Source organism: Streptomyces sp. DH41, from assembly GCF_029813785.1.
GTDB lineage: Bacteria > Actinomycetota > Actinomycetes > Streptomycetales > Streptomycetaceae > Streptomyces.
Genome location: NZ_JARVKY010000001.1, coordinates 87,682 through 111,643, shown reverse-complemented (window position 1 = coordinate 111,643; position 23,962 = coordinate 87,682). Strand labels below are relative to the sequence as shown.

The window sequence follows — 23,962 nt, the reverse complement described above, 5'->3', positions numbered from 1 at the left end:
GCGGGCCTCCGGGCGAGAAGGACGTGGGCCTCGATGAAACCCGACGGCCGGGGCGAATTCGAGGCGCCGGCCGGATTTGGCGGGAAACCGACAGCCGTCCCGGACGATCAGGCCGTCTGCCCGCCGTCCACCACCAGGTCGATGCCCACCACCGACGCCGCGTCGTCCGACGCCAGGTACAGCACGGCGGCCGCGACCTCCGCCACCGACGAGACCCGGCCGAGCGGTGTCTCGCTCCGCATGCGCTCGGCCCGCCCCGCCTCCGTCTCGCCGGGCAGCAGGGACATGGAGGTCGCGGTGGCGCCCGGGCTGACGGCGTTGATGCGGACGCCGTCCGCGATGTGGTCCAGGGCGGCGCCCCGCGTGAGCACGGAGACGGCCGCCTTGGTGGCCGCGTAGGCGGTGGCGCCCGGGCTGCGCTTGTGCACGCCGAAGGTGGAGGCGATGTTCACGATCGTGCCGCCGCCCGGCTGGGCCCGCATCTGACGGACCTCCGCCCGCAGGGCGAGGAACACACCGCTGACGTTGATGTCGAGCTGTGCGTGCCAGTCCTCCTCGGACAGATCGGCCACGGGGGAACCGCCGTGGAAGACGCCCGCGTTGTTGACGGCCACGTCGAGGGAGCCGAAGTGCTGTACGGCGGCGTCCACGACGGCCCGTACGTCGGCGGACCGCGTGACGTCGGCGGTGACGGCCAGCGCCTTGCCGCCCGCCGCCTCGATCAGGGCGACTGTCTCGTCGAGCGGCTCACTCCTGCGCCCGGCGACGACGACGTGCGCGCCCTCGGCGGCGAGGCCGAGGGCGACGGCCCGTCCGATGCCGGAGCCCGCGCCGGTGACGAGGGCGGTCCTGTCGGTGAAGCGCTGGGTGGTCATGAATCTCCCTTTTTTCTTGACCGATCGGTTCAGTATGAGGTCGTGAGAAGCACCCCTCCGGAGTCCGGAGAGGGGCTCGCGGTGTCTCAGTCGAGCAGGGTCAGTGCCTGTTCCGCCGCGTCCCGCACCCGCGCCGGGTCCGGCGACGCCTTCCCGACCACCCGCAGCCCCTGGAGCAGCACCAGCAGCATGCGGGCGAGGGTCAGCGGGTCACGGCCGGCGGGCAGTTCGCCCTGGGCCCGGGCCCGGACCAGCGCCGAGTGCAGCACGGTCTCGAGCTGGTCCCAGTTGCGTTCGACCCGCCGCGCGGCGGCCGGGTCGCGCGGCGCCAGCTCGGCCGCGGTGTTGGTGACGAAGCAGCCGCGTCCTCGCAGGTCGTCGGCGGTCGCCTCGGCGGCGTAGCGCCGCACCAGGGAGCGTACGCCCGGCAGGGCCGGACCCGGCCGGGACAGCTCCTCCAGCAGGTCCGGGAGATTTCCCTCCTCGTAGCGCGCCAGTGCCTTCAGGTACAGCTCGTGCTTGTTGCCGAAGGTCGCGTAGATACTGGCGCGCCCGATGCCGAGATGCTCCACGAGGTCGGACATCGACGTCGCCTCGTAACCGCGCCGCCAGAACAGCTCGATGGCTGCCCGCAGCGCGGCGTCCGGATCGAACTCCTTGGTCCTGGCCACGTGTCGCAGCGTAGACCTTTGCAGAACGAACGGTCAACAAAGGTGGGCTCAGGCGGCCTTCACCTCGTACGTCTCCACCCGGACCGCCTCGTCGTCCAGGCACCGCCCGGTCGCCAGGTCGAAGCGCTGCTTGAGCAGCGGGGAGGCGACGAACGGGCGGCCCCGGTGGGTCCCGGTCAGACCGCGGGAGAGGACCGCCGCCCCGGTGAACGGGTCCCGGTTGCCGATGGCGTACAGCTCGCCGTTCCGGTCGCGGAAGAGGGCCACCTGGCCGCCGTCCGGCAGCAGGGCCGCGACGCCCCGGCCCGGGAGCAGGGCGCCCAGGTCGCAGGCCGTGAACCAGTCGTCCGTCAGCCGCAGCCGGACCTTGAGGTCGGTCGTCTCGGGTGCCAGGGACTCGGGTGCCAGGGTCATCGCCGGGTGCTTCCTTCCAGGAGGTCTTCTTCGAGGTCTGCTGCGAGGTCTTCCTCGGTGCGCCGCAGGCCGATGCTCAGCAGCGGCAGGTCGGGCTTCATCTGGTCGCGTTCGGGCACGAAGCCCACGACCGGGTCGGGAGCGTCAGGCGCGTTCACGAAGGACACGAACCGGGCCAGCTTCTCGGGGTCGTTGATGGTCTGGGCCCACTCGTCGCGGTAGTGCGAGACATGGGCGGACATCAGGGACTCCAGCTCGTCGCAGATGCCGAGCGAGTCGTGCACGACGACGTCCCGTACGTGGTCCAGGCCGCCGGGGATCCGCTCCAGCCAGGTGGAGGTGCGCTCCAGCTTGTCGGCGGTGCGGATGTAGAACATCAGGAACCGGTCGATGAGCCGGACCAGTTCGGCGTCCGAGAGGTCCTGCGCGAGGAGGTCCGCGTGGCGCGGGGTGGCGCCGCCGTTGCCGCCGACGTAGAGGTTCCAGCCGCCTACGGTGGCGATCACGCCGAAGTCCTTCGACTGGGCCTCGGCGCACTCGCGGGCGCACCCGGAGACCGCCGACTTCAGCTTGTGCGGGGACCTGAGCCCCCGGTAGCGCAGCTCCAGGTCGATCGCCATCCGGACCGAGTCCTGCACGCCGTAGCGGCACCAGGTCTGCCCCACGCATGACTTCACCGTGCGCAGCGACTTCCCGTACGCGTGCCCGGACTCGAAACCGGCGTCCACCAGCCGGGCCCAGATCACCGGGAGCTGTTCGACGCGGGCGCCGAACATGTCGATGCGCTGACCGCCGGTGATCTTCGTGTAGAGCCCGAAGTCGCGGGCGATCTCGCCGATGACGATCAGTTTCTCCGGGGCGATCTCGCCGCCGGGGATGCGGGGGACGACGGAGTACGAGCCGTTCCGCTGGAGGTTGGCCAGGAAGTGGTCGTTGGTGTCCTGGAGGGCCGCCTGCTCACCGTCCAGGACATAGCCGCTCGCACCGATCGCCGGGGCGAGGGAGGCGATGATCGAGCCGACCGCCGGCTTGCAGACCTCGCAGCCCTCACCGCCCCGGGCGCCCTCGCGGCCGTGCCGGTCGAGCAGCTCCCGGTAGGAGGTGATCCGCAGGGCGCCGACGATCTCGTACAGCTCCTCGCGGGTCTGCGCGAAGCAGCCGCACAGGCCCTTGTCGACCTCGACGCCGCTCGCCTCCAGCTCGGCGGTGACCAGCTGGCCGAGCACCTTGACGCAGGAGCCGCAGCCGGTGCCGGCCCTGGTGCACTTCTTCACCTCGGGCACGGTCGTGCAGGAGTGCTCCGTCACCGCGCCGCGGATCGTGCCCTTGGTGACGTTGTGGCAGGAGCAGATCACCGCGTCGTCGGGGAGGGCGGACGGGCCCAGCTGGGCCGGCGCCCCGGCACCGGCGGGCAGCACCAGCGACTCGGGGGAGACCGGCGGGACGGAGCCGGTGAAGGCGCGCAGGGTGCCGTAGGCCTCCGCGTCACCGACCAGGATGCCGCCGAGCAGGGTGCCGTCGCGGCCGACGACCAGCTTCTTGTACAGGCCGGCGCGGGAGTCCGAGTAGACGACGTCCAGGCAGTCGGCGGTGGCGCCGTGCGCGTCGCCGAAGGACGCGACGTCCACGCCGAGCAGCTTCAGCTTGGTGGACAGGTCGGCGCCGGTGAAGGAGGCCTCCTGGGCGGCGATGGTCGCGGCGGCCGTCTCGGCCTGCTCGTACCCCGGTGCCACCAGCCCGTACACGCGCCCGTCGACCGCCAGCGCGCACTCGCCGATCGCGAAGACGCGCTCGTCGGTGACCGTACGGCACCGCTCGTCGACGCTGATGCCGCCGCGCTCGCCGACCGCCAGTCCGCAGTCGCGGGCCAGCTGGTCGCGGGGGCGGACGCCGGCGCTGAACACCACCAGGTCGGTGGCGAGTTCGGAACCGTCGGACAGCTTCATGCCGGTGACGGCGCCGTCCTCGCCGGTAAGGATCTCCTGCGTGCCCACCCCCGTGTGCACGGACAGGCCCATGTCCTCGATGGTGCGCAGCAGCGCCGCGCCGCCGCCCTCGTCGACCTGGACCGGCATCAGCCGGGGCGCGAACTCCACGATGTGCGAGGTGAGTCCGAGGCCCTTGAGGGCGCCCGCCGCCTCCAGGCCGAGGAGCCCGCCGCCGACCACCGCGCCGGTCGTCGCGTTCTCGGCGTACTCCTCGATGGCGAGCAGGTCCTCGATCGTCCGGTAGACGAAACAGCCCTCGGCGTCCTTGCCGGGGACCGGCGGGACGAACGGGTAGGAGCCGGTGGCGAGCACCAGCACGTCGTAGTCGACGACCAGCCCGGAGCGGGCGGTCACCCTGCGCGTATCGCGGTCGACGCTCTCGGCCGGGTCACCGACGCGCAGCTCGATGCCGTGCTCCGCGATGAAGGCCATGTCGGTCATCGACAGGTCCTCGGGGGTCTTCCCCGAGAAGTACGAGGTGAGCTGGACCCGGTCGTAGGCGGGGCGCGGCTCCTCGCACAGCACGACCACGCGGTGCGTGCCGGTCAGGCCGCGCTCGGCGAGCGCTTCGAGGAAGCGCTGGCCGACCATGCCGTGGCCGACGAGCACGATCGTGGGGGTGTCGTCCGTGGACATCAGGAGCCTCCGTCATCGGTGAGCAGGTGGAGCAGGGGGCCGCCGTCGGACGGGAGCGGCTCTGCTCCCTCCCAGGCGCGCGCGAGCGCGCCGACGGTGCCGAGTTCGCCGACCAGGACCCCGCCGACCAGCCGGTCGTCACGGACGACGACCTTGCGGTAGGTGCCCCGGGTGGCGTCGGCGAGCTGCACGACGTCGTCGCCGGGGCGGGGGTCGGTCTCGCCGAACGCGGCGAGGTCGAGAGTGCTGCCGGGGCCGGTGGGGCCGGGGCCGGTGGGGCCGAGGGGGCTGTCGGGACCGGTGGGGCCGAGGGGGCTGTCGGGACCAGTGGGGTCGAAAGTGCTCTCGGGCTCGGTGGGTCCGGTGGGGCTGGTGGGGCTGTTGGGGCTGGTGGGACCGAGGGGGCTGTCGGGACCGGTGGGGCCGGTGACGCCGAGCGAGCTGCCGGACCCGGTGAGACCGAGAGGACCGCCGGCCCCGCTGAGCGTGAGCCGGGTCAGCGACCGGGTGCCCGTGTAGCGGGCGGCGGTGCCGTCCCCGGCGAGCAGCTCGGCCAGCGCACCTGCCTGTTCGAGGGCGGGCGCGGCCAGCCCGTACACGCGTCCCGCGTGCTGGGCGCAGTCGCCGACGGCGCGGATGTGCGGGTCGGAGGTACGCAGCTCGTCGTCGACGACCACGCCCTTCACGACCTCCACCCCCGCCGCCCGCGCGAGACCGACGCGCGGCCGGACCCCGCAGGAGAGGACGACCAGGTCGGTGCCGAGGGCGTACCCGTCGGCCAGCTCCACCGACCGCACCGCCCCGCCGACGCTGCGCACGTCACGCACCCGGCACTCGGCGTGCACCTCGACGCCGAGGTCCTCCAGGTGCCGCCGTACGAGCGCGGAGGCGGCCGGGTCGAGCTGGCGTTCCATGAGCCGCTCGGACTGCTGGGCGAGCACGACCTGCGCGCCGCGCACGGCCAGCGCGCGAGCGGCGGACACCCCGAGCAGCCCGCCCCCGACGACGACGGCCCGCACCCCGGGCCGTACCGCCTTGGACAGCGCCAGGCAGTCGTCCATCGTCCGGAACGCGTGCACGCCCTCGGGCAGCTCCCGGTCCGGCGTGAACAGACCGCGCAGGGGCGGCAGTACGGCGTTGGAGCCGGTGGCCAGGACCAGCGTGTCGTACGCGATCACCGAGCCGTCGGCGCACCGGACGGTCCGCCCGGCCCGGTCGATTCCGGTGACCCGGCCGCGCAGCAGCCCGGCGGGCGCCGGCAGGGCGGTCACCTCGGGGCCGTACCGTCCGGCCAGTACCTCGGCGAGCAGCACCCGGTTGTACGGCCGGTGCTCCTCGTCGCCGACGACCAGCGCGGGCGTGCCGAGCTCACCGAGCCGCCGGGCGAGCGTCACGCCCGCGAGTCCGGCGCCGATCACCACCACACGCGTATTCGAGGTCATGGCATCGAGCGTGCGGTGCGGGTGTTACCCGGTGGCATCGCGTCTGTTTCCCCCGGGGAACGCTGCCCTCAGCGGGGGCGGGGGGTGGGTGTGAGGGCGGGGGCGGGCCCCTCGGACCAGGCGGGCAACCTCAGAAGACGCTCATCTTGATGGACGGCACATCCATCCCGTCCATAAGCTCGCGATCATGCCCGACATATCGCTGACCACGGTCGTTCTGCTGTGCCTCGCGGCCCTCGCGGCCGGCTGGATCGACGCCGTGGTCGGCGGTGGCGGGCTCCTGCTGCTGCCGGCGCTGCTGATCGGGCTGCCCGCCGGCACCCCGGCCGCGCACGCGCTGGGCACCAACAAGGCGGTCGCCATCGTCGGCACCACGGGCGCGGCGGTGACCTACGCCCGCAAAGCGCCGGTGGACGTCCGCACCGCCGTACGCATCGGCCTCGCGGCGCTGGCCGGATCGTCCGGCGGGGCCTTCTTCGCCGCCGGGATGAGCACCGAGGTGCTCAAGCCGGTGATCATGGTGGTGCTGCTCGCGGTGGCGGCCTTCGTCATCCTGCGCCCCGCCTTCGGTACCGCCCCCGCCACCGGCCCGGCCGGCCCCCGCCGCATCCTCGCCGCGATCGGCCTCGCGGGCCTCGGCATCGGCTTCTACGACGGTCTCGTCGGCCCCGGCACCGGCACCTTCCTCGTCCTGGCGCTCACCGCCGTGCTCCACCTCGACCTGGTGACCGCCTCCGCCACCGCCAAGATCGTCAACTGCTGCACCAACGCGGGCGCCCTCGCCACCTTCGCCTGGCAGGGCGCCGTCCTGTGGCAGCTGGCCGCACTGATGGCCGTCTTCAACCTCGCGGGCGGCATGTTCGGCGCCCACACGGCCCTGAAGAAGGGCAGCGGCTTCGTCCGCGTCGTCCTGCTGACGGTGGTCTTCGCGCTGGTGGCGAACCTGGCGTGGGAGCAGTGGGTGGCCTAGCCAGGGGGATGACGGCACGTGGCCCCCGGCTGCCGGGTTGAAGCGTCCGGCCCCGGTGTCCCCCTTTCCGGGGGGCACCGGGGCCGAAGGCCGCGCGGGGAGGCGTGCGTCAGTCGTCGTACGACAGGCCGTGACCGGAGGGGAAGAGGACCTCGGCCGGGTCGTCGGCCCGCTGGATGGGCACGGGCAGCTTGCCGCGCGGCTCGACCCGGCCGGCGATCACCCGGGCCGCGGCGCGCAGTTCGACCTCGGTCCAGCAGTAGGAGACCAGTGAGGCCGGGACGCCGTCGAGGTGGGCGATGTCGTAGGGGTTGCGCACCGCGAGGTGGACGACGGGGACGCCCGTCGCGAGCAGCCGGGACACCAGGGTGCGCTGGGCGCTGGTGGCGCCGACGTTGTCGGTGGTGACCACCACCGCGTCCCGTCCCCGCGCGGCGGCCACGGCCTCGTCGATCTTCGCCGCGTCGGGCGCCCGGCCGGTGGCGAGGTGGGTGGTCCGGTAGCCCAGGTCGTCGAACGCCTTGGCCAGCTCGGGCACCGTGCCGCGGGTGTCGTCGGTCGGGAAGGCCGGGCTCGCGCCGACGACCAGCAGGTTCCTCTGCCGGCGGCCCAGCGGGAGCGCCTCGTCCTCGTTGACCAGCAGGGTGGTGGTGCGCTCGGCGATCCGGGCGGCGGCGAGCCGGTGCCGGCGGGCGCCGACGATCCGGTCGACCACCTTCGGGGAGACGTAGGGGCTGCCGTCGAGCAGGCCGGCCTTGTCCTTGATCCGCAGGATGCGCAGAACCGATGCGTCGAGTCGGTCCTCGGTGATCTCCCCGCTGCGGACGGCGGCCAGGACGCCGTTGTAGGCGACGCCGATGTCCGGCGGGAAGAGCAGTTGGTCGGCGCCGGCCTTGAGGGCGAGGACGGGCACGCGGTCGTCGCCGTACTTGGTGCGCACGCCGGCCATGTTGAGGGCGTCGGTGACGATCACGCCGTCGAAGCCGAGTTCGTCGCGCAGCACGCCCTGGAGGATCGTGGGCGACAGGGTGGCCGGTTCGTTGCTGGGGTCGAGCGCGGGGACCTGGAGGTGCGCGGTCATGATCGAGTCGACGCCGGCGGCGATCGCGGCCTTGAAGGGCGGGGCGTCGATACGGTCCCACTCCTCGCGGGTGTGGGTGATCACGGGCAGTCCGGTGTGGCTGTCCTGCGCGGTGTCCCCGTGGCCCGGGAAGTGCTTGGCGCAGGCCACGACGCCGGCCTGCTGGTAGCCGGTCACCTGGGCCGCCACCATGCGGCCGACCGCTCGGGCGTCGGCGCCGAAGGAGCGGACGTTGATGATGGGGTTGGCCGGATTGACGTTGACGTCGGCGACCGGGGCGAAGTTCTGGTGGATGCCCAGGGCGGCGAGTTCGGTGCCCGATATCCGTCCGGCGGCGCGCGCGTCGGAGAGCGAGCGGCCCGCGCCGAGCGCCATCGCGCCCGGCAGCTGGGTGGCGCCGCTGCCGATGCGGACGTTGGCCCCGTGCTCCTGGTCGATGGAGATCAGGGACGGGACGGGGGTGGGCAGCGCGAGCGAGGCCCGCTGCACACCGTTCGTCAGGTCCGCGATCTGGCGGGGGTCCTGGATGTTGTTCGTCCAGCCGGAGAAGTAGATGACACCGCCGATGTGGTACTTGGCGATGAGCTCGGCCACGGTGCGGACGCCGAGTTCCCTGAGGTTGCGGTCCTGGTCGAACTGGCTGGGAGAAGTCGCCGACGTACCGTAGAAGTACGGCACGAAGAGCTGGCCGATCTTCGCCTCGACGCTCATCCTGGAGATGATCCTCTTGAGGCGGTCGTCGCGCCTGTGCGCGACCGCGGGGGTGGCCGCCACACCCACGACGCCCGTCGCGCTCGCGGCGACCACGGTCGCGGAGGCGAGCACCGTTCGTCTGGACAGACTCCGGTCCTGCATGCGGACATGCTCCTTCCAGCCTTGCCCATCAAGGGAATTGAAGGAAATGTGCAGTACTCCGAACAGCGGGAAACGTAGCCCGCGGATCACGGGCGGGGCAAGAGGTCTAGACAAAATAGGTCTAGACAAAGTGAAGGGGCTCTCCTGCCGCCCGTGTGGGTGCCCTGAGCTGGGCTGATACGTGGAGTACGCCGCTTCCCGCGATCCCGCGGGCGCCTGTCCTAGGCCGTCGTCGGCCCCCGCCGCAGATCCAGCAGCTCCACCATCCCGGTCGTGTCCTCCTCCCCGTGCCCCTCGGCGAGCCACCGCTCCATCAACGCCGTGTACGGCGTCAGCAGCTCCGGGCTCACTCCCTGCTCCTCGGCCGTGCGCAGCAGCGTCGCGTTGCCCGCCACTTGCATCGCGAGGTTGGAGACGACGCCCTTGCCGTAGTCGCCGCTCTCGATCTGGTCGGCGGCCAGGTGGGCGGAGCCGGTCATCGCGCCGAGCCAGGACACCAGCAGCGGCGCGAAGTCCTTCGGGGCGATATCCTCCGGGCCGATCAGCGCGAAGGCGTGTGTGATGCCCGCGAACATGCCGCTCATCGCGCTCAGCAGCGCCACGTCGTGCAGCGCCGCGAAGCCGGCGTCCTCGCCCACGTATCGGGTGCCGGCCGGGACGGCGAGGGTGTCCCGGTGCTCCTCGAAGAGGGCGGGGGAACCGCTGTAGAAGACGTACCCGCCGGAGCCGGCGTCTCCGATCATCGGCGGTACGGCCATGATCCCGCCGTCCAGGAAACGGGCCCCGCGCTCCGTCGCCCAGCCGGCACGGGCGCGGCCCTCGGCGGGCGTGCCGGTGGTGAGGTTCACCAGGTCCCGCCCGGTCAGGTCGGCCCCGCCGAGGGCCACGCCGACCGAGGCGTCGTCGAGCAGGCAGACGATCACCAGTCGGTTCGCGGCCACCGCCTCGGCGGCGCTCGCGGCGACCGTCGCACCCTCGGCGGCGAGGGCCTCGGCGCGGGCCGGGGTGCGGTTCCAGACGGTCACGGGATGTCCGGCGGCGAGCCAGGCACGGACCAGGGCGGTGCCCATGGCGCCGGCGCCGAGGACGGTGAGCGGAATACGGGCGGTGGAAGTCTTGTCAGTCATGGAGATCAGGCTCCGCCGGGAACGACGGCCGCTCAAGTACGTACTTGAGAGTGGGTGGTTACCCTGGGGAAAGGGAGCAGGCAGCGGGTGGGGGACGGGGTGACGGGCATGGGTACGGTACGGCGGCCGGGGGCGTACGTCTGCGGGGTCGACGCGGCGATGGACGTGATCGGCGGCAAGTGGAAGGTGCTGATCCTGTGGGCGCTCGGCGAAGGGGTGCACCGGTTCGGCGCCCTGCGCCGGGAGTTGCCCGGGGTGACGGAGAAGGTGCTCGCCGCGCAGCTGCGGGAGCTGGAGGCCGACGGCATCGTGCACCGCGAGGAGTACCGCGAGGTGCCACCGCGCGTGGAGTACTCGCTGACCGCGCGGGGCGTCGCCCTCAACGAGGCGCTGGCGCCGCTCGGCGCGTGGGGCAGGGCGAACGTGCCGAACGGCTCACCGGCTGCCGGTGAGGTGCGCGAAGACGACCACGTTCCCCTGGTATCCGGTACCGCGTGAGTAGTCGCCGCCGCAGGTGATGACGCGCAGCTCGGGCCGGTTCGCCGCGCCGTACACCCGCTCGTCCGGGAAGTCCTTCGCGGCGTACACCTCCACCGCGTCCACGGTGAACACCGCGACGCCGCCGTCGCGCCGGTCGACCTCGATCGTGGCGCCCTTCTCCAGGGCGCCGAGCCGGTAGAAGACGGCGGGGCCCTCGGCGTTGTCCACGTGCCCGGCGACGATCGCGGTGCCCGTCTCACCGGGGGTGGTGCCGGCCTCGTACCAGCCGGCGAGGTTCTCCCGCTCGGCGGGCGGCACGTCGAGGCTGCCGGACGGCGTCAGGCCGAGGCCCGTCATCGGGGCGTCCACGCCGATCGCCGGGATGCGGACACGGTCGGGCGGGGAGGGCGGCAGCGCCGGTGCGGCGGCGGCCTCGCCGGCCCGCCCCGTGCGGGCCTGCGCGGCGGAGGGCTGCGGCGGGGCCTCGGTGCGGGCGCCGCCGACGAGCAGCCAGGTCCCGGAGCAGAGGGCGACCGCGGTGACGGCGGCTATCGCGGTGTTGCCGACCCTGCGCATGATGTCCCCCTTCTCTCCGTCCCTCTGAAAGGCCCCCTGCCCCCTCCGGGCCGCGAGGGGCGTCGGACCCGGAGGGGGTGGGGAAGTGCGGTACCGGCGAACGGGCAGCGGAGGGTGCCCGTCAGATCCCGTCGCCTCTCGCCCGGCGATGCAGGAGCCAGGTACCGCCCGCGGCGGCGACGGCCAGAGCCGCCACACCCGCCGCGGTCTGCACGGGATCGGGGCCAAGAGCGCCGCCGACCCCCGTCTTCACGCTTCCCTTGGGGTACACCTGCTCACGGGCGGAGGTCAGCGTGACCACCAGGTCGCCCGTCACCCGCAGGCCGCTCCCACCACAGGTCGCGACGATCTCGTACGTCCCCGGCTGCGCGCTCGGCGGCACCTCGAAGCGGCCGACCGCCTCGCCCTCCTCGGTGCCCGGGGCCAGCGGGAACGTACCGGCGCCCACCGCGCTGGCGTCGCCCGCCGCCGAGCCGCCCTGGCCGCACGCCGTCGTGTTCACCACGGCCCGCTCGCCCGGCACGACGGAGGACGGGCGCACCGTCAGACCGCCGCTCACCTCACCCTCCCCGGCGTACACGGGCCCGGCGTGCGCGGGCGCCTGGGCGGCGAGGCCGACGGCCGCGACGGCGAGCGCGGTACCGGTCAGCAGACGGGCGGTACGTCGCATCGGTGCTCCTTTGACCTCTTCTGACCTCTTCGGTGGCCCCTTGCCCTACCGAGGTAAGTCGCACCGGACGCGGCCCGCTCCCCGAGAACGCGCCGCGACTGGGATGAACGGGTGTCGGGAGCGCGCTCGGCGGGTCCACGCGGGACAGCGTTTCGGCAGGTCACCGGCGTGCGGCGGACGTCCTTGGAAAAGATCCCGAAGACCGCGGGGCGCGGGGGTGAACGGGTGAGGCGGTGCCTCCGAACGGGCCCGCCGGCGTCGCGCTTGACCTCAACCAAACTTGAGGTACCAGGCTGTGCCGCATGAACACAACGACCGCTCCACTGCGTGTGACCCTGATCGTCGGCAGCAACCGCCACGGCCGCTTCGGCCCCGTCGTCGCCGACTGGCTCCTGGACCATCTCCGGGCCCACCCCGACCTCGACCCGGAGGTGCTGGACGTCGCCGGGACCGACCTGCCCACGACCTTCGCCCCGACCCCGGAGGCGACGGCCGCGCTGGCGGAGATCACCCCGAAACTGGCGGGCGCGGACGCGTTCGTCGTACTCACCCCCGAGTACAACCACTCCTTCCCGGCTGGCCTGAAGAACGTCATCGACTGGCACTTCACCGAGTGGCGGGCCAAGCCCGTCGGTCTCGTCTCCTACGGCGGTCTGGCCGGCGGCCTGCGCGCCTCGGAGCACCTGCGCCAGGTCTTCGCCGAACTGCACGCCGTCACCGTCCGCGACACCGTCTCCTTCCACAACGCGGGCGCCTCGTTCGACGACGAGGGCGGGCTCAGGGACCCGTCGGGACCGGACGCGGCGGCGAAGACGATGCTCGACCAGCTGGTGTGGTGGGGGCGGGCCCTGCGGGAGGCGAAGGAGCGGCGGCCGTACGACGGCGCGTGACGCCCACGCCGGGCGGGCGGCGCGGAGGCCGCGACGCCCGCGTCCGGCAGTGGGGCCCCGGCCGCTACGACGCCCGCGCCCGGCGGCCGGCCCGGCCGACGCGACGCCCGCGCCCGGCGGCCGGCCCGGTCGACGCGACGCCCGCGCCCGGCGGCCGGCCCGGTCGACGCGACGCCCGCGCCCGGCGGCCAACCCGGCCGACGCGACGCCGACGCCCGGCAGTCGGCCAGGACACCGCGACGCCCGCGCCCGGCGGCCAACCCGGCCGACGCGACGCCGGCGCCCGGCAGTCGGCCAGGACACCGCGACGCCCGGCCGGGCGTCAGACCGCCCTCTCCACCCGCACCGCGCACACCTTGAACTCCGGCATCCGCGACGTCGGGTCGAGGGCCGGGTTGGTCAGGGTGTTGGCGCGGCCCTCGCCCGGCCAGTGGAAGGGCATGAACACGGTGTCGGGGCGGATGCCGGCGGTGACGCGGGCCGGTGCCGCGGCCCGGCCGCGCCGGGAGACGACGGTCACCCGATCGCCCTCGGCCACCCCCAGCCGCGCCGCCAGCCGAGGGTGGAGCTCCACGAAGGGGCCGGGCGCGGCGGCGTTCAGCTCGTCCACCCGCCGGGTCTGCGCGCCCGACTGGTACTGCGCCACCACCCGCCCGGTGGTCAACAGCACCGGATACTCGTCGTCCGGCTCCTCGGCGCTCGGCCGGTGCGAGACGGGCGCGAACCTGGCCCGGCCGTCGTCGGTGGCGAAACGGTCGAGGAAGAGGCGAGGAGTGCCCGGATGCCGGTCCCCTCGCGTCCCGGCGGCCTCCTCCGGCGCCGGACACGGCCAGAACACCCCGCCCTCCTCGGCCAGCCGCCGGTAGTCGATCCCCGAGTAGTCCGCCGGGCCTCCCGCGCTCGCCCGGCGCAGCTCCTCGAAGACCTGCTCCGGTTCGGTGGGGAAGCCCTTCTCCACGCCCAGCCGGCCGGCCAGCCCGTGCAGCACCTCCAGGTCGCTGCGGACCCCGTCCGGCGGGGTGATCGCGCGCCGCCGCAGCAGCACCCGCCCCTCCAGGCTGGTCGTGGTGCCCGACTCCTCGGCCCACTGCGTCACCGGCAGCACCACGTCCGCCAGCGCCGCCGTCTCGGAGAGCACCACGTCGCACACGGCGAGGAAGTCCAGCGACCGCAGCCGTTCCTCGACGTGGGCCGCGCGGGGCGCCGACACCACCGGGTTGGAGCCCATCAGCAGCAGCGACCTGATGTCCGTGCCCAGCGCGTCCAGCAGCTCGTAGGCGCTGCGCCCCGGCCCCGGCAGCGAGTCAGGGTCCACGCCCCACACCTCGGCGACGTGCCGCCGCGCCGCCGGGTCGGTCAGCTTGCGGTAGCCGGGCAACTGGTCGGCCTTCTGCCCGTGTTCGCGTCCGCCCTGCCCGTTGCCCTGCCCGGTCAGACAGCCGTACCCCGACCGGGGGCGGCCGGCCCGCCCGGTCGCCAGGCACAGGTTGATCCACGCGCCCACCGTGTCCGTGCCCTTGGCCTGCTGCTCGGGCCCGCGCGCGGTCAGTACCATCGCGGCCTCGGGCGCGCAGAACATCCGCACCGCCTCCCGCAGTTCGGGAACGGACACCCCGGTGATCCGCTCCACGTACTCCGGCCAGTGCCCCATCGCCGCCGCCCGCGCGTCCTCCCAGCCGGCCGTGCGCTCCTCGACGTACCGCTCGTCCACCCGCCCCTCGGCGACGACCAGGTGCAGCATGCCCAGGGCGAGGGCGAGGTCGGTGCCCGGCCTCGGCGCCAGGTGCAGGTCGGCCTGTTCGGCGGTCTTCGTGCGACGCGGGTCGACGACGATCAGGGTGCCGCCGTTCTCGCGCAGCTCGGTGAAGTAGCGCAGGGACGGCGGCATCGTCTCCGCCGGGTTCGACCCGACGAGGATCACGCACCCGGTCCTCGGGATGTCCTCCAGCGGGAACGGCAGCCCCCGGTCGAGGCCGAACGCCCTGACGCCGGCCGCCGCCGCCGACGACATGCAGAACCGCCCGTTGTAGTCGATCTGCGAGGTGCCCAGCACCACCCGGGCGAACTTGCCCAGCGTGTACGCCTTCTCGTTGGTCAGTCCGCCCCCGCCGAACACCCCGAGCGCGTCCGCGCCGTGCTCCGCCCGGGTGCGGGCCAGGTTCCCGGCGATCCGGTCCAGCGCATCGTCCCACGAGGCCGGCACCAGCGGGCCCTCGGCGGAACGCACCAGCGGCGTGGTCAGCCGGGCGCTCGACGCGAGCACCGCCGGCGCCGTACGCCCCTTGCCGCACAGCGCGCCCCGGTTCACCGGGAAGTCGGCGCGCTCGGACACCTCGACGGTCCCGTCGGCGGCGGGCGTCAGGTTCATCCCGCACTGCAGGGCGCAGTACGGGCAGTGGGTGGGCGTGGGCGTGGCGGCGGTCCGCATGCCGGTGTTCTGCATGCCGCCCAGCGTGCGCCGCCCGTGTTACGCGACCGGGCGGCGCTTTGTTACGCCGCCGGGACGGTGACCTCCCCGCCGGCCCGCGGCCACGGTGAGGGACGCGTCACCCCGCGTCGGCGAGCGCCCGCGCCACCCCCGGCTCCTTCGGTCCGAGGAAGTGCGGGTCCGGCTCGAACACCGCGTCCAGCGCCGCCTTCCCCGCCGCGAGGATCTCCCGAGCACCCCCGTAGTACCAGGTCACATCGTGTACGTCGTCGACCCCGACGCCGTACGACGCCACCCCCGCCTCCTGGCACAGCGCCACCGCCCGCCGGATGTGGAAGCCCTGACTGATCAGAACCGCCCGGTCCACGCCGAAGATCTTCTTCGCGCGGACGCAGGAGTCCCAGGTGTCGAAACCCGCGTAGTCGCTGACGATCCGCCCGTCGGGCACCCCGTGCCGGACCAGGTAGGCCCGCATGGCGTCCGGCTCGTCGTACTCCTCACGGCTGTTGTCGCCGGTGACGAGGACCACCTCGATCCTGCCCGCGCGATAGAGCTCTGCCGCCGCGTCCAGGCGGTGCGCGAGGTACGGCGACGGCTCGCCCTCCCACAGTCCGGCGCCGAAGACGACCGCGACCTCGGTACGGGGTACGTCGGCCGTGGTGCGCAGCCGGTCACCCGTCACCACGTACATCCACGTGCTCGGCAACAGCGCGAGCACGCACCCGGCCATCACCGCCTGGACCAGCCGCCGCCGCCCGTCACGGGTGCGCGGCAGGCGCGGTCTGCGAAGTCTCGGGCGGCGCATCGGACGGTCCCCTCCCCGGTCGGTTCTGCTCTCAGGGACGTACCCGGGCGCCGTCCGGTTCGCCGCCCGCTCACACGGAGGGACCCGGCGGCCCGCGGACCGACGGAAAATCCCTGTGACACCGACGCAACGGAAAGGCAACGTCCCGCCCCCACCATCGGTGCATGACGGCGATGACAGTGACGGGCAGGACGAGCACGGCGAACCACCCGGGCGGTACCCCCGCCCTGGTCGTCGTCGCCCACGGCAGCCGCGACTCGCGCGCGCCGATCACCGTGGGCGCCCTCCTGGCCCGGGTCCGCGCCCTGCGCCCCGCCCTGCCCGTGCGCCTCGGACACATCGAGCTGAACGAGCCCCGGCTGCCGGGCACGCTCGCCGCCCTCGAAGACGGGGACGCCGTCCTGGTCCCGCTCCTGCTGAGCCGCGGCTACCACGTCAAGCAGGACATCCCCGAGATGGCAGCGGCGGCACCGGCCCGCACCCGCGTGGCCGCCCCGCTCGGCCCGCACCCGCTGCTCGCCGACGCCCTGCACGACCGTCTCCTCGAAGCCGGCTGGCCCGCCCGCGCCCCCCGGGGCGGCGCCGTCGTCCTCGCCTCCGCGGGCTCCCGCGACCCCGAGTCCAGGACGGACACCGCCCGCGCCGCGGCCCTTCTGGCCGGCCGTCTCGGCGTCCCGGTCGTGCCCGCGTACGCCTCGGCGGCGGCTCCCACGGTCCCGGAGGCGGTACGCGCGCTGACGGCCCGCGGCCACCGGCGGGTGGCCGTCGCCTCGTACTTCACGGCCCCGGGCCGCTTCGCGACCCAGTGCGCGGCGGCGGCCCCGTGGATCGCGTCGGCCCCCCTGGGCGTCCACCCGGCGATGGCCCGCCTGCTCCTGCGCCGCTACGACGAGGCGGTGGGGGCCCGGACGGAGAGACCGGGCACGCTGCCCGACGACGGGCCCCTAGCCCAGAGCGACCGACCAGCGGGCCAGGCAGTCCACCTCGATCAGACCGGGACCCGGCACTTCCACAGCGCCGCGGAAGGGCCCGTCGCACCGCCGCAGCACCGTCCCGTCCCCGCCTTCGGGTGAACGGTGGGTGAGGACCGCGACCCCCTTGTCCACCTCCAGCGTCAGCGTCGTGCGCCCGCCGGTGTACCGCAGGACGTCCGGGTGGCCGCCCTCGGCACCCGTCACCAGCCCCGGCAGTGAGCCGGAGTCGCGGAACCCGATCCTCCAGCTGGGGAACGCCGAACCGGTGGACCCCCTCTTCACCGCGAGGTGGGTGTACTCCCTGGGGACGACGGCCCGTACCCGGTGGACACCGAAGGCGTGGGTCGGACTCAGGAGCATGCGGCCCTGCTCCAGCCGGCCGGGCGTGTCGATCAGCCCGTAGACGTGGAAGGAGGACAGGAGCCCGCCCTTGATCTCCACGACGGTCGCCGCGCCGTCCGGAGCGTGGCTGACGGGAACGGTGCCGTTCCCCCGGCCGGAGTGGGGCAGACGTATGTCTTCCATGCCGCGCAGTCTGCCACGGCGGGCCCCCGCGCCCGTGAGAGAGTGGACGGGCCGATACGCGACACGCGGAACCACCGGACCCGCTGCTGTACGGGGGACCACGTCGAGGTTCATGACAGGGAAGGCGAGGCACGGCACGGGATCATGGAAGGCACCGAACCCCCGCCCCCGTACGACCCGACGTCGGTCGCCCGCTACGCCCCGGAGCCGGACAAACGCCCGGGCCGTACCGCCTTCCAGCGCGACCGCGCCCGCATCCTGCACTCCTCGGCCCTGCGCCGCCTCGCCGGCAAGACCCAGGTCGTCACGCCGGGGGAGCGCAGCCCGGTCTGGGACGCCAGCCCCCGCACCCGCCTCACGCACTCCCTGGAATGCGCCCAGGTCGGCCGCGAACTCGGCGCCGCCCTCGGCTGCGACCCCGACCTCGTCGAGGCCGCCTGCCTCGCCCACGACCTGGGGCATCCGCCCTTCGGCCACAACGGCGAACAGGCGCTGAACGAGTTCGCCGAGGACTGCGGCGGCTTCGAGGGAAACGCCCAGTCACTGAGACTCCTCACCCGCATCGAGCCCAAGCGGTTCACCGAGGACGGCTCCGTCGGCCTCAACCTCACCCGCGCCACCCTCGACGCCGCCACCAAGTACCCGTGGCCCCGCGGCGCCCACCCCACCGACCCGGCCTCGCCCAAGTTCGGCGTGTACGACGACGACCGGCCCGTCTTCGAATGGCTCCGCAAGGACGCGCCCGGCGCCCGCACCTGCTTCGAGGCCCAGGTCATGGACTGGGCCGACGACGTGGCGTACTCCGTGCACGACGTCGAGGACGGCCTGCACGCCGGCCACATCGACCCGAACTGCCTGCTCGCCGACCCCGAGCGCGACGCCGTCTTCGAGGTCGCCGTCGGCCGCTACGTCCCGGCCGGCACCGACCACGCCGAACTCGCCGCCGCCCTCGACCGCCTCCTCGCCCAGGACTGGTGGCCGCACGGCTACGACGGCTCGGCCGTCGCCCAGGCCCGGCTGAAGGACGCCACCAGCCAGCTCATCGGCCGCTTCTGCCTCGCCGCCGAGACCGCCACCCGGGCCGCGTACGGGGACGGCCGGCGCACCCGGTACACCGCCGAACTGGTCGTACCGCGCGCGACCCGCCTGGAGTGCGCCGTCCTCAAGGCGGTCGCCGTCCGGTACGTCATGCAGCGCACCGAGCAGGAGCGGCTCCGCGCCGACCAGCGGATCGTCGTCGCCGAACTGGCCGAGGCGCTCACCGCCCGCGCCCCCGACGGCCTCGACCCCCAGTTCCGCGCCCTGTTCGACTCGGCCGCCGACGACCGCGCCCGCAAACGGGTGATCGTCGACCAGATCGCCTCCCTCACCGACGCCTCGGCCCGCTCGCTTCACGCCCGGCTGACGGGGCATCCATGAGAGTGTCGGGGCAGGCGTGACCCGCCAGGCACCAAGGCCCGGAGCACGGCCCGCCGTGGCCTGATCGGGCCACTCCCTCTTCCCGCACCGCGTCACGTGCGGGACGCTCGCATGTGGCGGCACCCTGACGAGGAGGCAGACAAGTGGTCGACGCGGATCAGACATTCGTCATCGTCGGAGGCGGCCTGGCCGGCGCGAAGGCGGCCGAGACGCTCCGCACGGAGGGCTTCACCGGCCGGGTGATCCTCATCTGCGACGAACGCGACCACCCCTACGAGCGCCCGCCGCTGTCCAAGGGCTACCTCCTCGGCAAGGAGGAACGCGACAGCGTCTTCGTGCACGAACCCGGCTGGTACGCGCGGCACGACATCGAACTGCACCTCGGCCAGACCGTCGTCGCGATCGACCCCGCCGCCAAGACCGTCCACTACGGCGACGACGGCACCCGCGCCGGGTACGACAAGCTGCTCATCGCGACCGGTGCCGAGCCCCGCCGTCTCGACGTCCCCGGCACCGGCCTCGCGGGCGTCCACCACCTGCGCCGCCTCGCCCACGCCGAACGCCTCAAGAACGTCCTCACCTCCCTCGGCCGGGACAACGGCCACCTCCTGATCGCCGGGGCCGGCTGGATCGGCCTGGAGGTCGCGGCGGCGGCCCGCGAGTACGGCGCCGAGGTCACCGTCGTCGAGCCCGGCCCGACCCCGCTGCACAGCGCCCTCGGCCCCGAGCTGGGCGCCGTCTTCGCCGAGCTGCACGAGGCGCACGGCGTCCGCTTCCGCTTCGGCGTGCGGCTGACCGAGATCATCGGCCAGGACGGCATGGTGCTGGCCGCCCGCACCGACGACGGCGAGGAGCACCCCGCCCACGACGTGCTCGCCGCGATCGGCGCCGCCCCGCGCACCGCGCTCGCCCAGGCCGCGGGCCTGGAGATCGCCGACCGCGCCGACGGCGGCGGCATCGTGGTCGACGCGAACCTGCGCACCTCCGACCCCGACATCTACGCGGCCGGCGACGTGGCCTCCTTCCACCACGCCCTCTTCGACACCCGCCTGCGCGTCGAGCACTGGGCGGGCGCGCTGAACGGCGGGCCGGCGGCCGCCCGCGCGATGCTCGGCAAGGGCTCCGCCCACGACCGCGTGCCCTACTTCTTCACCGACCAGTACGACCTGGGCATGGAGTACTCCGGCTGGGCGCCGCAGGGGTCGTACGACCAGGTGGTGATCCGCGGGGACGCCGCGAAGCGGGAGTTCATCGCCTTCTGGGTGCAGGAGGGCCGGGTGCTGGCCGGGATGAACGTGAACGTGTGGGACGTCACGGAGCCGATCCAGCAGCTGATCCGCTCGAAGGCCCCGGTGGACACCGAGGCCCTGGCGAACCCGCACGTATCCCTGGAAAGCCTCGTCGCATAGCCGCCGGCCGCTCCGGGCCGCCGCTGCCGGGGGCGGTCCGGCACCCGTCCGGGGGCAGGTCACCGCGCCCGAGCATGTCACCGCCGCCCCGTAGACTTCAGGGGTGGCTGGACGGATCAACGACGAGGACGTGAAGGCGGTACGGGACGCGGTCCCGATCGACGCCGTGGTGTCCGAGTACCTCCAGCTGAGGAACGCGGGCGGCGGCAACCTGAAGGGCCTGTGCCCCTTCCACGACGAGAAGTCCCCGTCCTTCCAGGTCAGCCCGAGCAAGGGGTTCTTCCACTGCTTCGGCTGCCAGGAGGGCGGCGACACCCTCACGTTCGTGATGAAGATCGACCACCTCACCTTCTCGGAGGCGGTCGAGCGCCTGGCCGGCCAGGCCGGCATCACCCTGCGCTACGAGGAGGGCGGGTACAACCCCTCCCACCAGCGCGGCGAACGCATCCGCCTGGTCGAGGCCCACAAGATCGCCGCCCAGTGGTACGCGGAGCAGCTCGCGACCGGCCCCGAGGCCGACACCGGCCGCGCCTTCCTCGCCGACCGCGGCTTCGACCAGGCCGCCGCCGAGCACTTCTCCGTCGGCTACAGCCCCCAGGGCTGGGACCACCTCACCCGCTTCCTGCGCGGCAAGGGCTTCAGCGACAAGGAGCTGCTCCTGTCCGGCCTGGCCCAGGAGGGCCGCCGCGGCCCCATCGACCGCTTCCGCGGCCGGCTGATGTGGCCCATCCGCGACATCGGCGGCGACGTCGTCGGCTTCGGCGCCCGCAAGCTCTACGAGGCGGACAACGGCCCGAAGTACCTGAACACCCCCGACACCGCGATCTACAAGAAGTCCCAGGTCCTGTACGGCATCGACCTCGCCAAGAAGGACATCGCGAAGGCGTCCCGGGCCGTGGTCGTCGAGGGCTACACCGACGTCATGGCCTGCCACCTCGCCGGCGTCACCACCGCCATCGCGACCTGCGGCACCGCCTTCGGCGGCGACCACATCAAGATCCTCCGCCGCCTGCTGATGGACAACGGCTCGGCCCGCGTCATCTTCACCTTCGACGGCGACGCTGCCGGCCAGAAGGCGGCCCTGCGCGCCTTCGAGGACGACCAGAAGTTCGCCGCCGAGACCTACATCGCCATCGCCCCCGACGGCATGGACCCCTGCGACCTGCGTCTGGCCAAGGGCGACGACGCGGTCGCCGACCTGGTCGAGCCGCGCACCCCGCTCTTCGAGTTCGCGCTCCGCCAGATCGTTTCCCGCTACGACCTGGACACCCCGGCCGGCCGCGCCTCCGCGCTGGACGAGGCCGCCCCCGTCGTCGCCCGCATCAAGAACAGCGGCGCCCAGCACGAGGTCGCCGTGCAGCTCGCCGGCATGCTCGGCATCCTCGACACGCAGTTCGTGGTCAAGCGGATCGCCCAGCTGGCCCGCTGGGCCCGCGACCGCGGCGGCAAGGGCCCCGCCCCCGACCGGCCCCAGCGCGGCAGCGGCGGCGCCCCGCAGCAGTACGCCGGCCCCGCCGGGCAGGGTCCGCGCGGCGGCCCCGCGCTGAATCTCCGCAACCCCGTCTTCGCCACCGAACGCGAGCTGCTCAAGCTCGCCCTCCAGCGCCCCGAGCTGGTCTCCCCGGCCTTCGACGCGTACGGCGTCGACGAGTTCACCGCCCCGCCCTACGCCGCCGTCCGCGAGGCGATCCTGGAAGCGGGCGGCGCCGAGTCCGGCGTCGAGGACCCGCAGGGCTACCTGGTCCGCGTCCGCGAGGCCGCCCCGGACGACGCCGTCCGCGCCACGGTCACCGAGCTCGCGGTCGAGGCGATCATGCTGCACCGGGGCGTGAAGGGCGTCGACGACGTCTACGCGGGCGCCCAGCTGGTCACCGTCCGGCGCCGGGCCGTAGAGCGCCGCATCCGCGACATCACCGGCCGCCTCACCCGCCTGACCGGCCACGGCGACCCCGCCGAACTGGCCGCCGTACAGAACGAGCTGTGGGTCCTCCAGCAGTACGACCAGACCCTGCGCGTACAGGGCGCCGCCGCGCTCTAGGGGGTGCCGTTCGGATCTTGCCGGGGTCGCGGGGTCTGACACGCACTCCCCCACTGCCTGAAGGGCGTGGGCGGTGCCCCCAGCCGCGTTGTCGTCGGTTGCCAGGGCTCCGCCCTGTCGTCCTCCTCCGCCTTGCAGCTGCACGCACCAGACCCCGCTCGGGTCAGTCGCAAGGCACCGTTGCCCGGAGCCGGCCTGATCCGAACGCCACCCCCTGGAACCGACCGCGGGTAACCGCGTGGTCACGGCCGGACGCAAAAAGTCACCGCACGCCCCTCGTGGCGGCGATGTGTCGTACCCCACACTGGGGTCCGGTGCCTGAGTCCTCGGAGCGCGGCCGGCCCGTCCCGGCGGGTTGCCGGTCCCCCCGGTCGCGTTCCACGCGTAGGGGGCGGACAGCGGCGAGTGAGCCGGCTCCGCCCCCGAAGTACCGCCGCCGGCCCCCGCCGGCCGCGTCCATCCTGGAGGTCGCCCCCGTGCAGACCCGGACCCTCACCCAGACCGACACCAGTACCGACGGCGCGGAGCCGAGCGCGGAGAGCGGCGTCCTCGTCGCGATGCCCGCCCAGCACCGTGCCGTGCACCACCCCGAGAACCGGCCGGACGAGCCGCCCGCGGCGGACGCCCCCGAAGCGGACACCGAAACCGCCGTCCTCGAAGCGGACACCGAGGCGGACACCCCCGAGGCGGCCGGCCACCCCGAGGAACCGGCCGACGCCCCCGAGGCCGAGGTCCCCGAGCCGCCGCGGCCCACCCGCACGGAGACCGGCGGGCCCTCCTCCGACCTGTTCCGCCAGTACCTGCGGGAGATCGGCCGGATCCCGCTGCTCACCGCGGCCGAGGAGGTCGACCTCGCCCGGCGCGTGGAGGCCGGGCTGTTCGCCGAGGAGAAGCTGCGGCTCGCCGTCGACCTGGACAGCCGGCTCGCCCTGGACCTCGACCGGCTCGTCGTCCTGGGCCGCCTGGCCAAGCGCCGCCTGATCGAGGCGAACCTGCGGCTCGTCGTGTCCGTGGCCAAGCGCTACGTCGGACGCGGACTGACCATGCTCGACCTGGTCCAGGAGGGGAACCTGGGCCTGATCCGGGCCGTGGAGAAGTTCGACTACGCCCGCGGCTACAAGTTCTCCACCTACGCCACCTGGTGGATCCGCCAGGCCATGTCCCGGGCGCTGGCCGACCAGGCACGCACCATCCGCGTCCCCGTCCACGTCGTCGAGCTGATCAACCGGGTCGTCCGCGTCCAGCGCCGCATGCTCCAGGAACGCGGCTACGAGCCGACCTCGCAGGAGGTCGCCGCCCACCTGGAGCTGGCCCCCGAGCGGGTCGGCGAGGTGCTGCGCCTCGCCCAGGAGCCGGTCTCCCTGCACGCACCGGTCGGCGAGGAGGACGACGTCGCCCTCGGTGACCTGATCGAGGACGGCGACGCCGCCAGCCCCGTCGAGTCGGCCGCGTTCCTGCTGCTGCGCCAGCACCTGGAGGCGGTGCTCTCCACCCTCGGCGAACGCGAGCGCAAGGTCGTCCAGCTCCGCTACGGCCTGGTCGACGGCCGCCCCCGCACGCTGGAGGAGATAGGCCGCATCTTCGGCGTGACCCGCGAGCGGATCCGCCAGATCGAGTCCAAGACCCTCAACAAACTCCGCGACCACACCTTCGCGGACCAGCTGAGGGGCTACCTGGACTGAGACCCCG

Annotated in this window: 18 protein-coding genes and 1 pseudogene; 8 read left to right on the top strand and 11 right to left on the bottom strand. The window is 73.6% G+C overall.

Going from position 1 to position 23,962, the window contains the following annotated elements:
- Window positions 1-107: 107 nt before the first annotated feature.
- From QC283_RS00485 to QC283_RS00465, 5 genes are all read right to left on the bottom strand, one after another.
- Window positions 108-875, bottom strand: coding sequence for an SDR family NAD(P)-dependent oxidoreductase (locus tag QC283_RS00485; RefSeq protein ID WP_279559270.1), 768 nt, complete (start codon window positions 873-875; stop codon window positions 108-110).
- An 86-nt stretch (window positions 876-961) separates the two neighbouring features.
- A complete protein-coding gene (locus QC283_RS00480) occupies window positions 962-1,546 on the bottom strand; it encodes a TetR/AcrR family transcriptional regulator (protein ID WP_279559269.1) in 585 nt (194 codons plus the stop codon).
- 48 nt (window positions 1,547-1,594) lie between these two features.
- Complete coding sequence (gene nirD, locus QC283_RS00475; RefSeq protein WP_279559268.1) at window positions 1,595-1,960, bottom strand: nitrite reductase small subunit NirD; 366 nt, start codon at window positions 1,958-1,960, stop codon at window positions 1,595-1,597.
- Window positions 1,957-4,584 (bottom strand): nitrite reductase large subunit NirB, encoded by a 2,628-nt coding sequence (nirB, locus tag QC283_RS00470; RefSeq protein ID WP_279559267.1) that lies wholly within the window; start codon window positions 4,582-4,584, stop codon window positions 1,957-1,959. Before nirB ends, nirD begins: the two co-directional genes overlap by 4 nt.
- On the bottom strand, window positions 4,584-6,026 hold the full coding sequence (locus QC283_RS00465) for an NAD(P)/FAD-dependent oxidoreductase (protein ID WP_336620613.1): 1,443 nt from the start codon (window positions 6,024-6,026) through the stop codon (window positions 4,584-4,586). Before QC283_RS00465 ends, nirB begins: the two co-directional genes overlap by 1 nt.
- Window positions 6,027-6,213: 187 nt before the next feature.
- Between QC283_RS00465 and QC283_RS00460 the strand changes: the two genes are divergently transcribed.
- A complete protein-coding gene (locus tag QC283_RS00460) occupies window positions 6,214-6,996 on the top strand; it encodes a sulfite exporter TauE/SafE family protein (RefSeq protein ID WP_279559266.1) in 783 nt (260 codons plus the stop codon).
- A 109-nt stretch (window positions 6,997-7,105) separates the two neighbouring features.
- Here the strand turns inward: QC283_RS00460 and QC283_RS00455 are convergent, their stop codons facing one another.
- On the bottom strand, window positions 7,106-8,932 hold the full coding sequence (locus QC283_RS00455; protein ID WP_279559265.1) for a glycoside hydrolase family 3 protein: 1,827 nt from the start codon (window positions 8,930-8,932) through the stop codon (window positions 7,106-7,108).
- A 221-nt stretch (window positions 8,933-9,153) separates the two neighbouring features.
- On the bottom strand, window positions 9,154-10,059 hold the full coding sequence (locus tag QC283_RS00450; protein ID WP_279559264.1) for an NAD(P)-dependent oxidoreductase: 906 nt from the start codon (window positions 10,057-10,059) through the stop codon (window positions 9,154-9,156).
- 108 nt (window positions 10,060-10,167) lie between these two features.
- Between QC283_RS00450 and QC283_RS00445 the strand changes: the two genes are divergently transcribed.
- Window positions 10,168-10,557: a winged helix-turn-helix transcriptional regulator gene (locus QC283_RS00445; RefSeq protein WP_279559263.1), complete on the top strand. Its 390-nt coding sequence runs from the start codon at window positions 10,168-10,170 to the stop codon at window positions 10,555-10,557.
- Here the strand turns inward: QC283_RS00445 and QC283_RS00440 are convergent.
- Together QC283_RS00440 and QC283_RS00435 are read right to left on the bottom strand one after the other, a co-directional pair.
- Window positions 10,495-11,115 carry a class F sortase gene (locus QC283_RS00440; protein WP_279559262.1) on the bottom strand — a complete coding sequence of 207 codons (621 nt, stop codon included), beginning with the start codon at window positions 11,113-11,115 and terminating at the stop codon, window positions 10,495-10,497. The genes QC283_RS00445 and QC283_RS00440 overlap by 63 nt on opposite strands.
- Before the next feature lie 121 nt (window positions 11,116-11,236).
- Window positions 11,237-11,785, bottom strand: a complete 549-nt coding sequence (locus QC283_RS00435) for a hypothetical protein (RefSeq protein ID WP_279559261.1) — start codon at window positions 11,783-11,785, stop codon at window positions 11,237-11,239.
- 302 nt (window positions 11,786-12,087) lie between these two features.
- Here QC283_RS00435 and QC283_RS00430 point away from each other — a divergent pair, with 302 nt between their 5' ends.
- Entirely contained in the window at window positions 12,088-12,675 is a 588-nt protein-coding gene (locus QC283_RS00430; RefSeq protein WP_279559260.1) for an NADPH-dependent FMN reductase, read from the top strand.
- A 322-nt stretch (window positions 12,676-12,997) separates the two neighbouring features.
- On the opposite strand, the gene QC283_RS00425 is transcribed toward QC283_RS00430, so the two are convergent.
- Together QC283_RS00425 and QC283_RS00420 are read right to left on the bottom strand one after the other, a co-directional pair.
- Entirely contained in the window at window positions 12,998-15,103 is a 2,106-nt protein-coding gene (locus tag QC283_RS00425; protein ID WP_279559752.1) for a molybdopterin oxidoreductase family protein, read from the bottom strand.
- Window positions 15,104-15,221: 118 nt separating this feature from the next.
- Window positions 15,222-15,908, bottom strand: a complete 687-nt coding sequence (locus QC283_RS00420) for a SanA/YdcF family protein (RefSeq protein ID WP_279559259.1) — start codon at window positions 15,906-15,908, stop codon at window positions 15,222-15,224.
- 173 nt (window positions 15,909-16,081) lie between these two features.
- On the opposite strand from QC283_RS00420, the gene QC283_RS00415 reads away from it, so the two are divergent.
- From QC283_RS00415 to QC283_RS00395, 5 genes and pseudogenes are all read left to right on the top strand, one after another.
- The gene (locus QC283_RS00415) at window positions 16,082-16,981 is read left to right on the top strand and encodes a sirohydrochlorin chelatase (protein ID WP_443032528.1); all 900 of its coding nucleotides are present in this window, start codon (window positions 16,082-16,084) and stop codon (window positions 16,979-16,981) included.
- Window positions 16,982-17,551: 570 nt separating this feature from the next.
- The gene (locus QC283_RS00410) at window positions 17,552-18,826 is read left to right on the top strand and encodes a deoxyguanosinetriphosphate triphosphohydrolase (RefSeq protein ID WP_279559257.1); all 1,275 of its coding nucleotides are present in this window, start codon (window positions 17,552-17,554) and stop codon (window positions 18,824-18,826) included.
- Between the two features lie 143 nt (window positions 18,827-18,969).
- Complete coding sequence (locus QC283_RS00405) at window positions 18,970-20,235, top strand: NAD(P)/FAD-dependent oxidoreductase (RefSeq protein ID WP_279559256.1); 1,266 nt, start codon at window positions 18,970-18,972, stop codon at window positions 20,233-20,235.
- A 103-nt stretch (window positions 20,236-20,338) separates the two neighbouring features.
- Window positions 20,339-22,273, top strand: coding sequence for a DNA primase (gene dnaG / locus QC283_RS00400; protein WP_279559255.1), 1,935 nt, complete (start codon window positions 20,339-20,341; stop codon window positions 22,271-22,273).
- A gap of 405 nt (window positions 22,274-22,678) precedes the next feature.
- Window positions 22,679-23,955 (top strand): annotated as a pseudogene (locus tag QC283_RS00395) (RNA polymerase sigma factor).
- The last annotated feature ends 7 nt before the right edge of the window (window positions 23,956-23,962 follow it).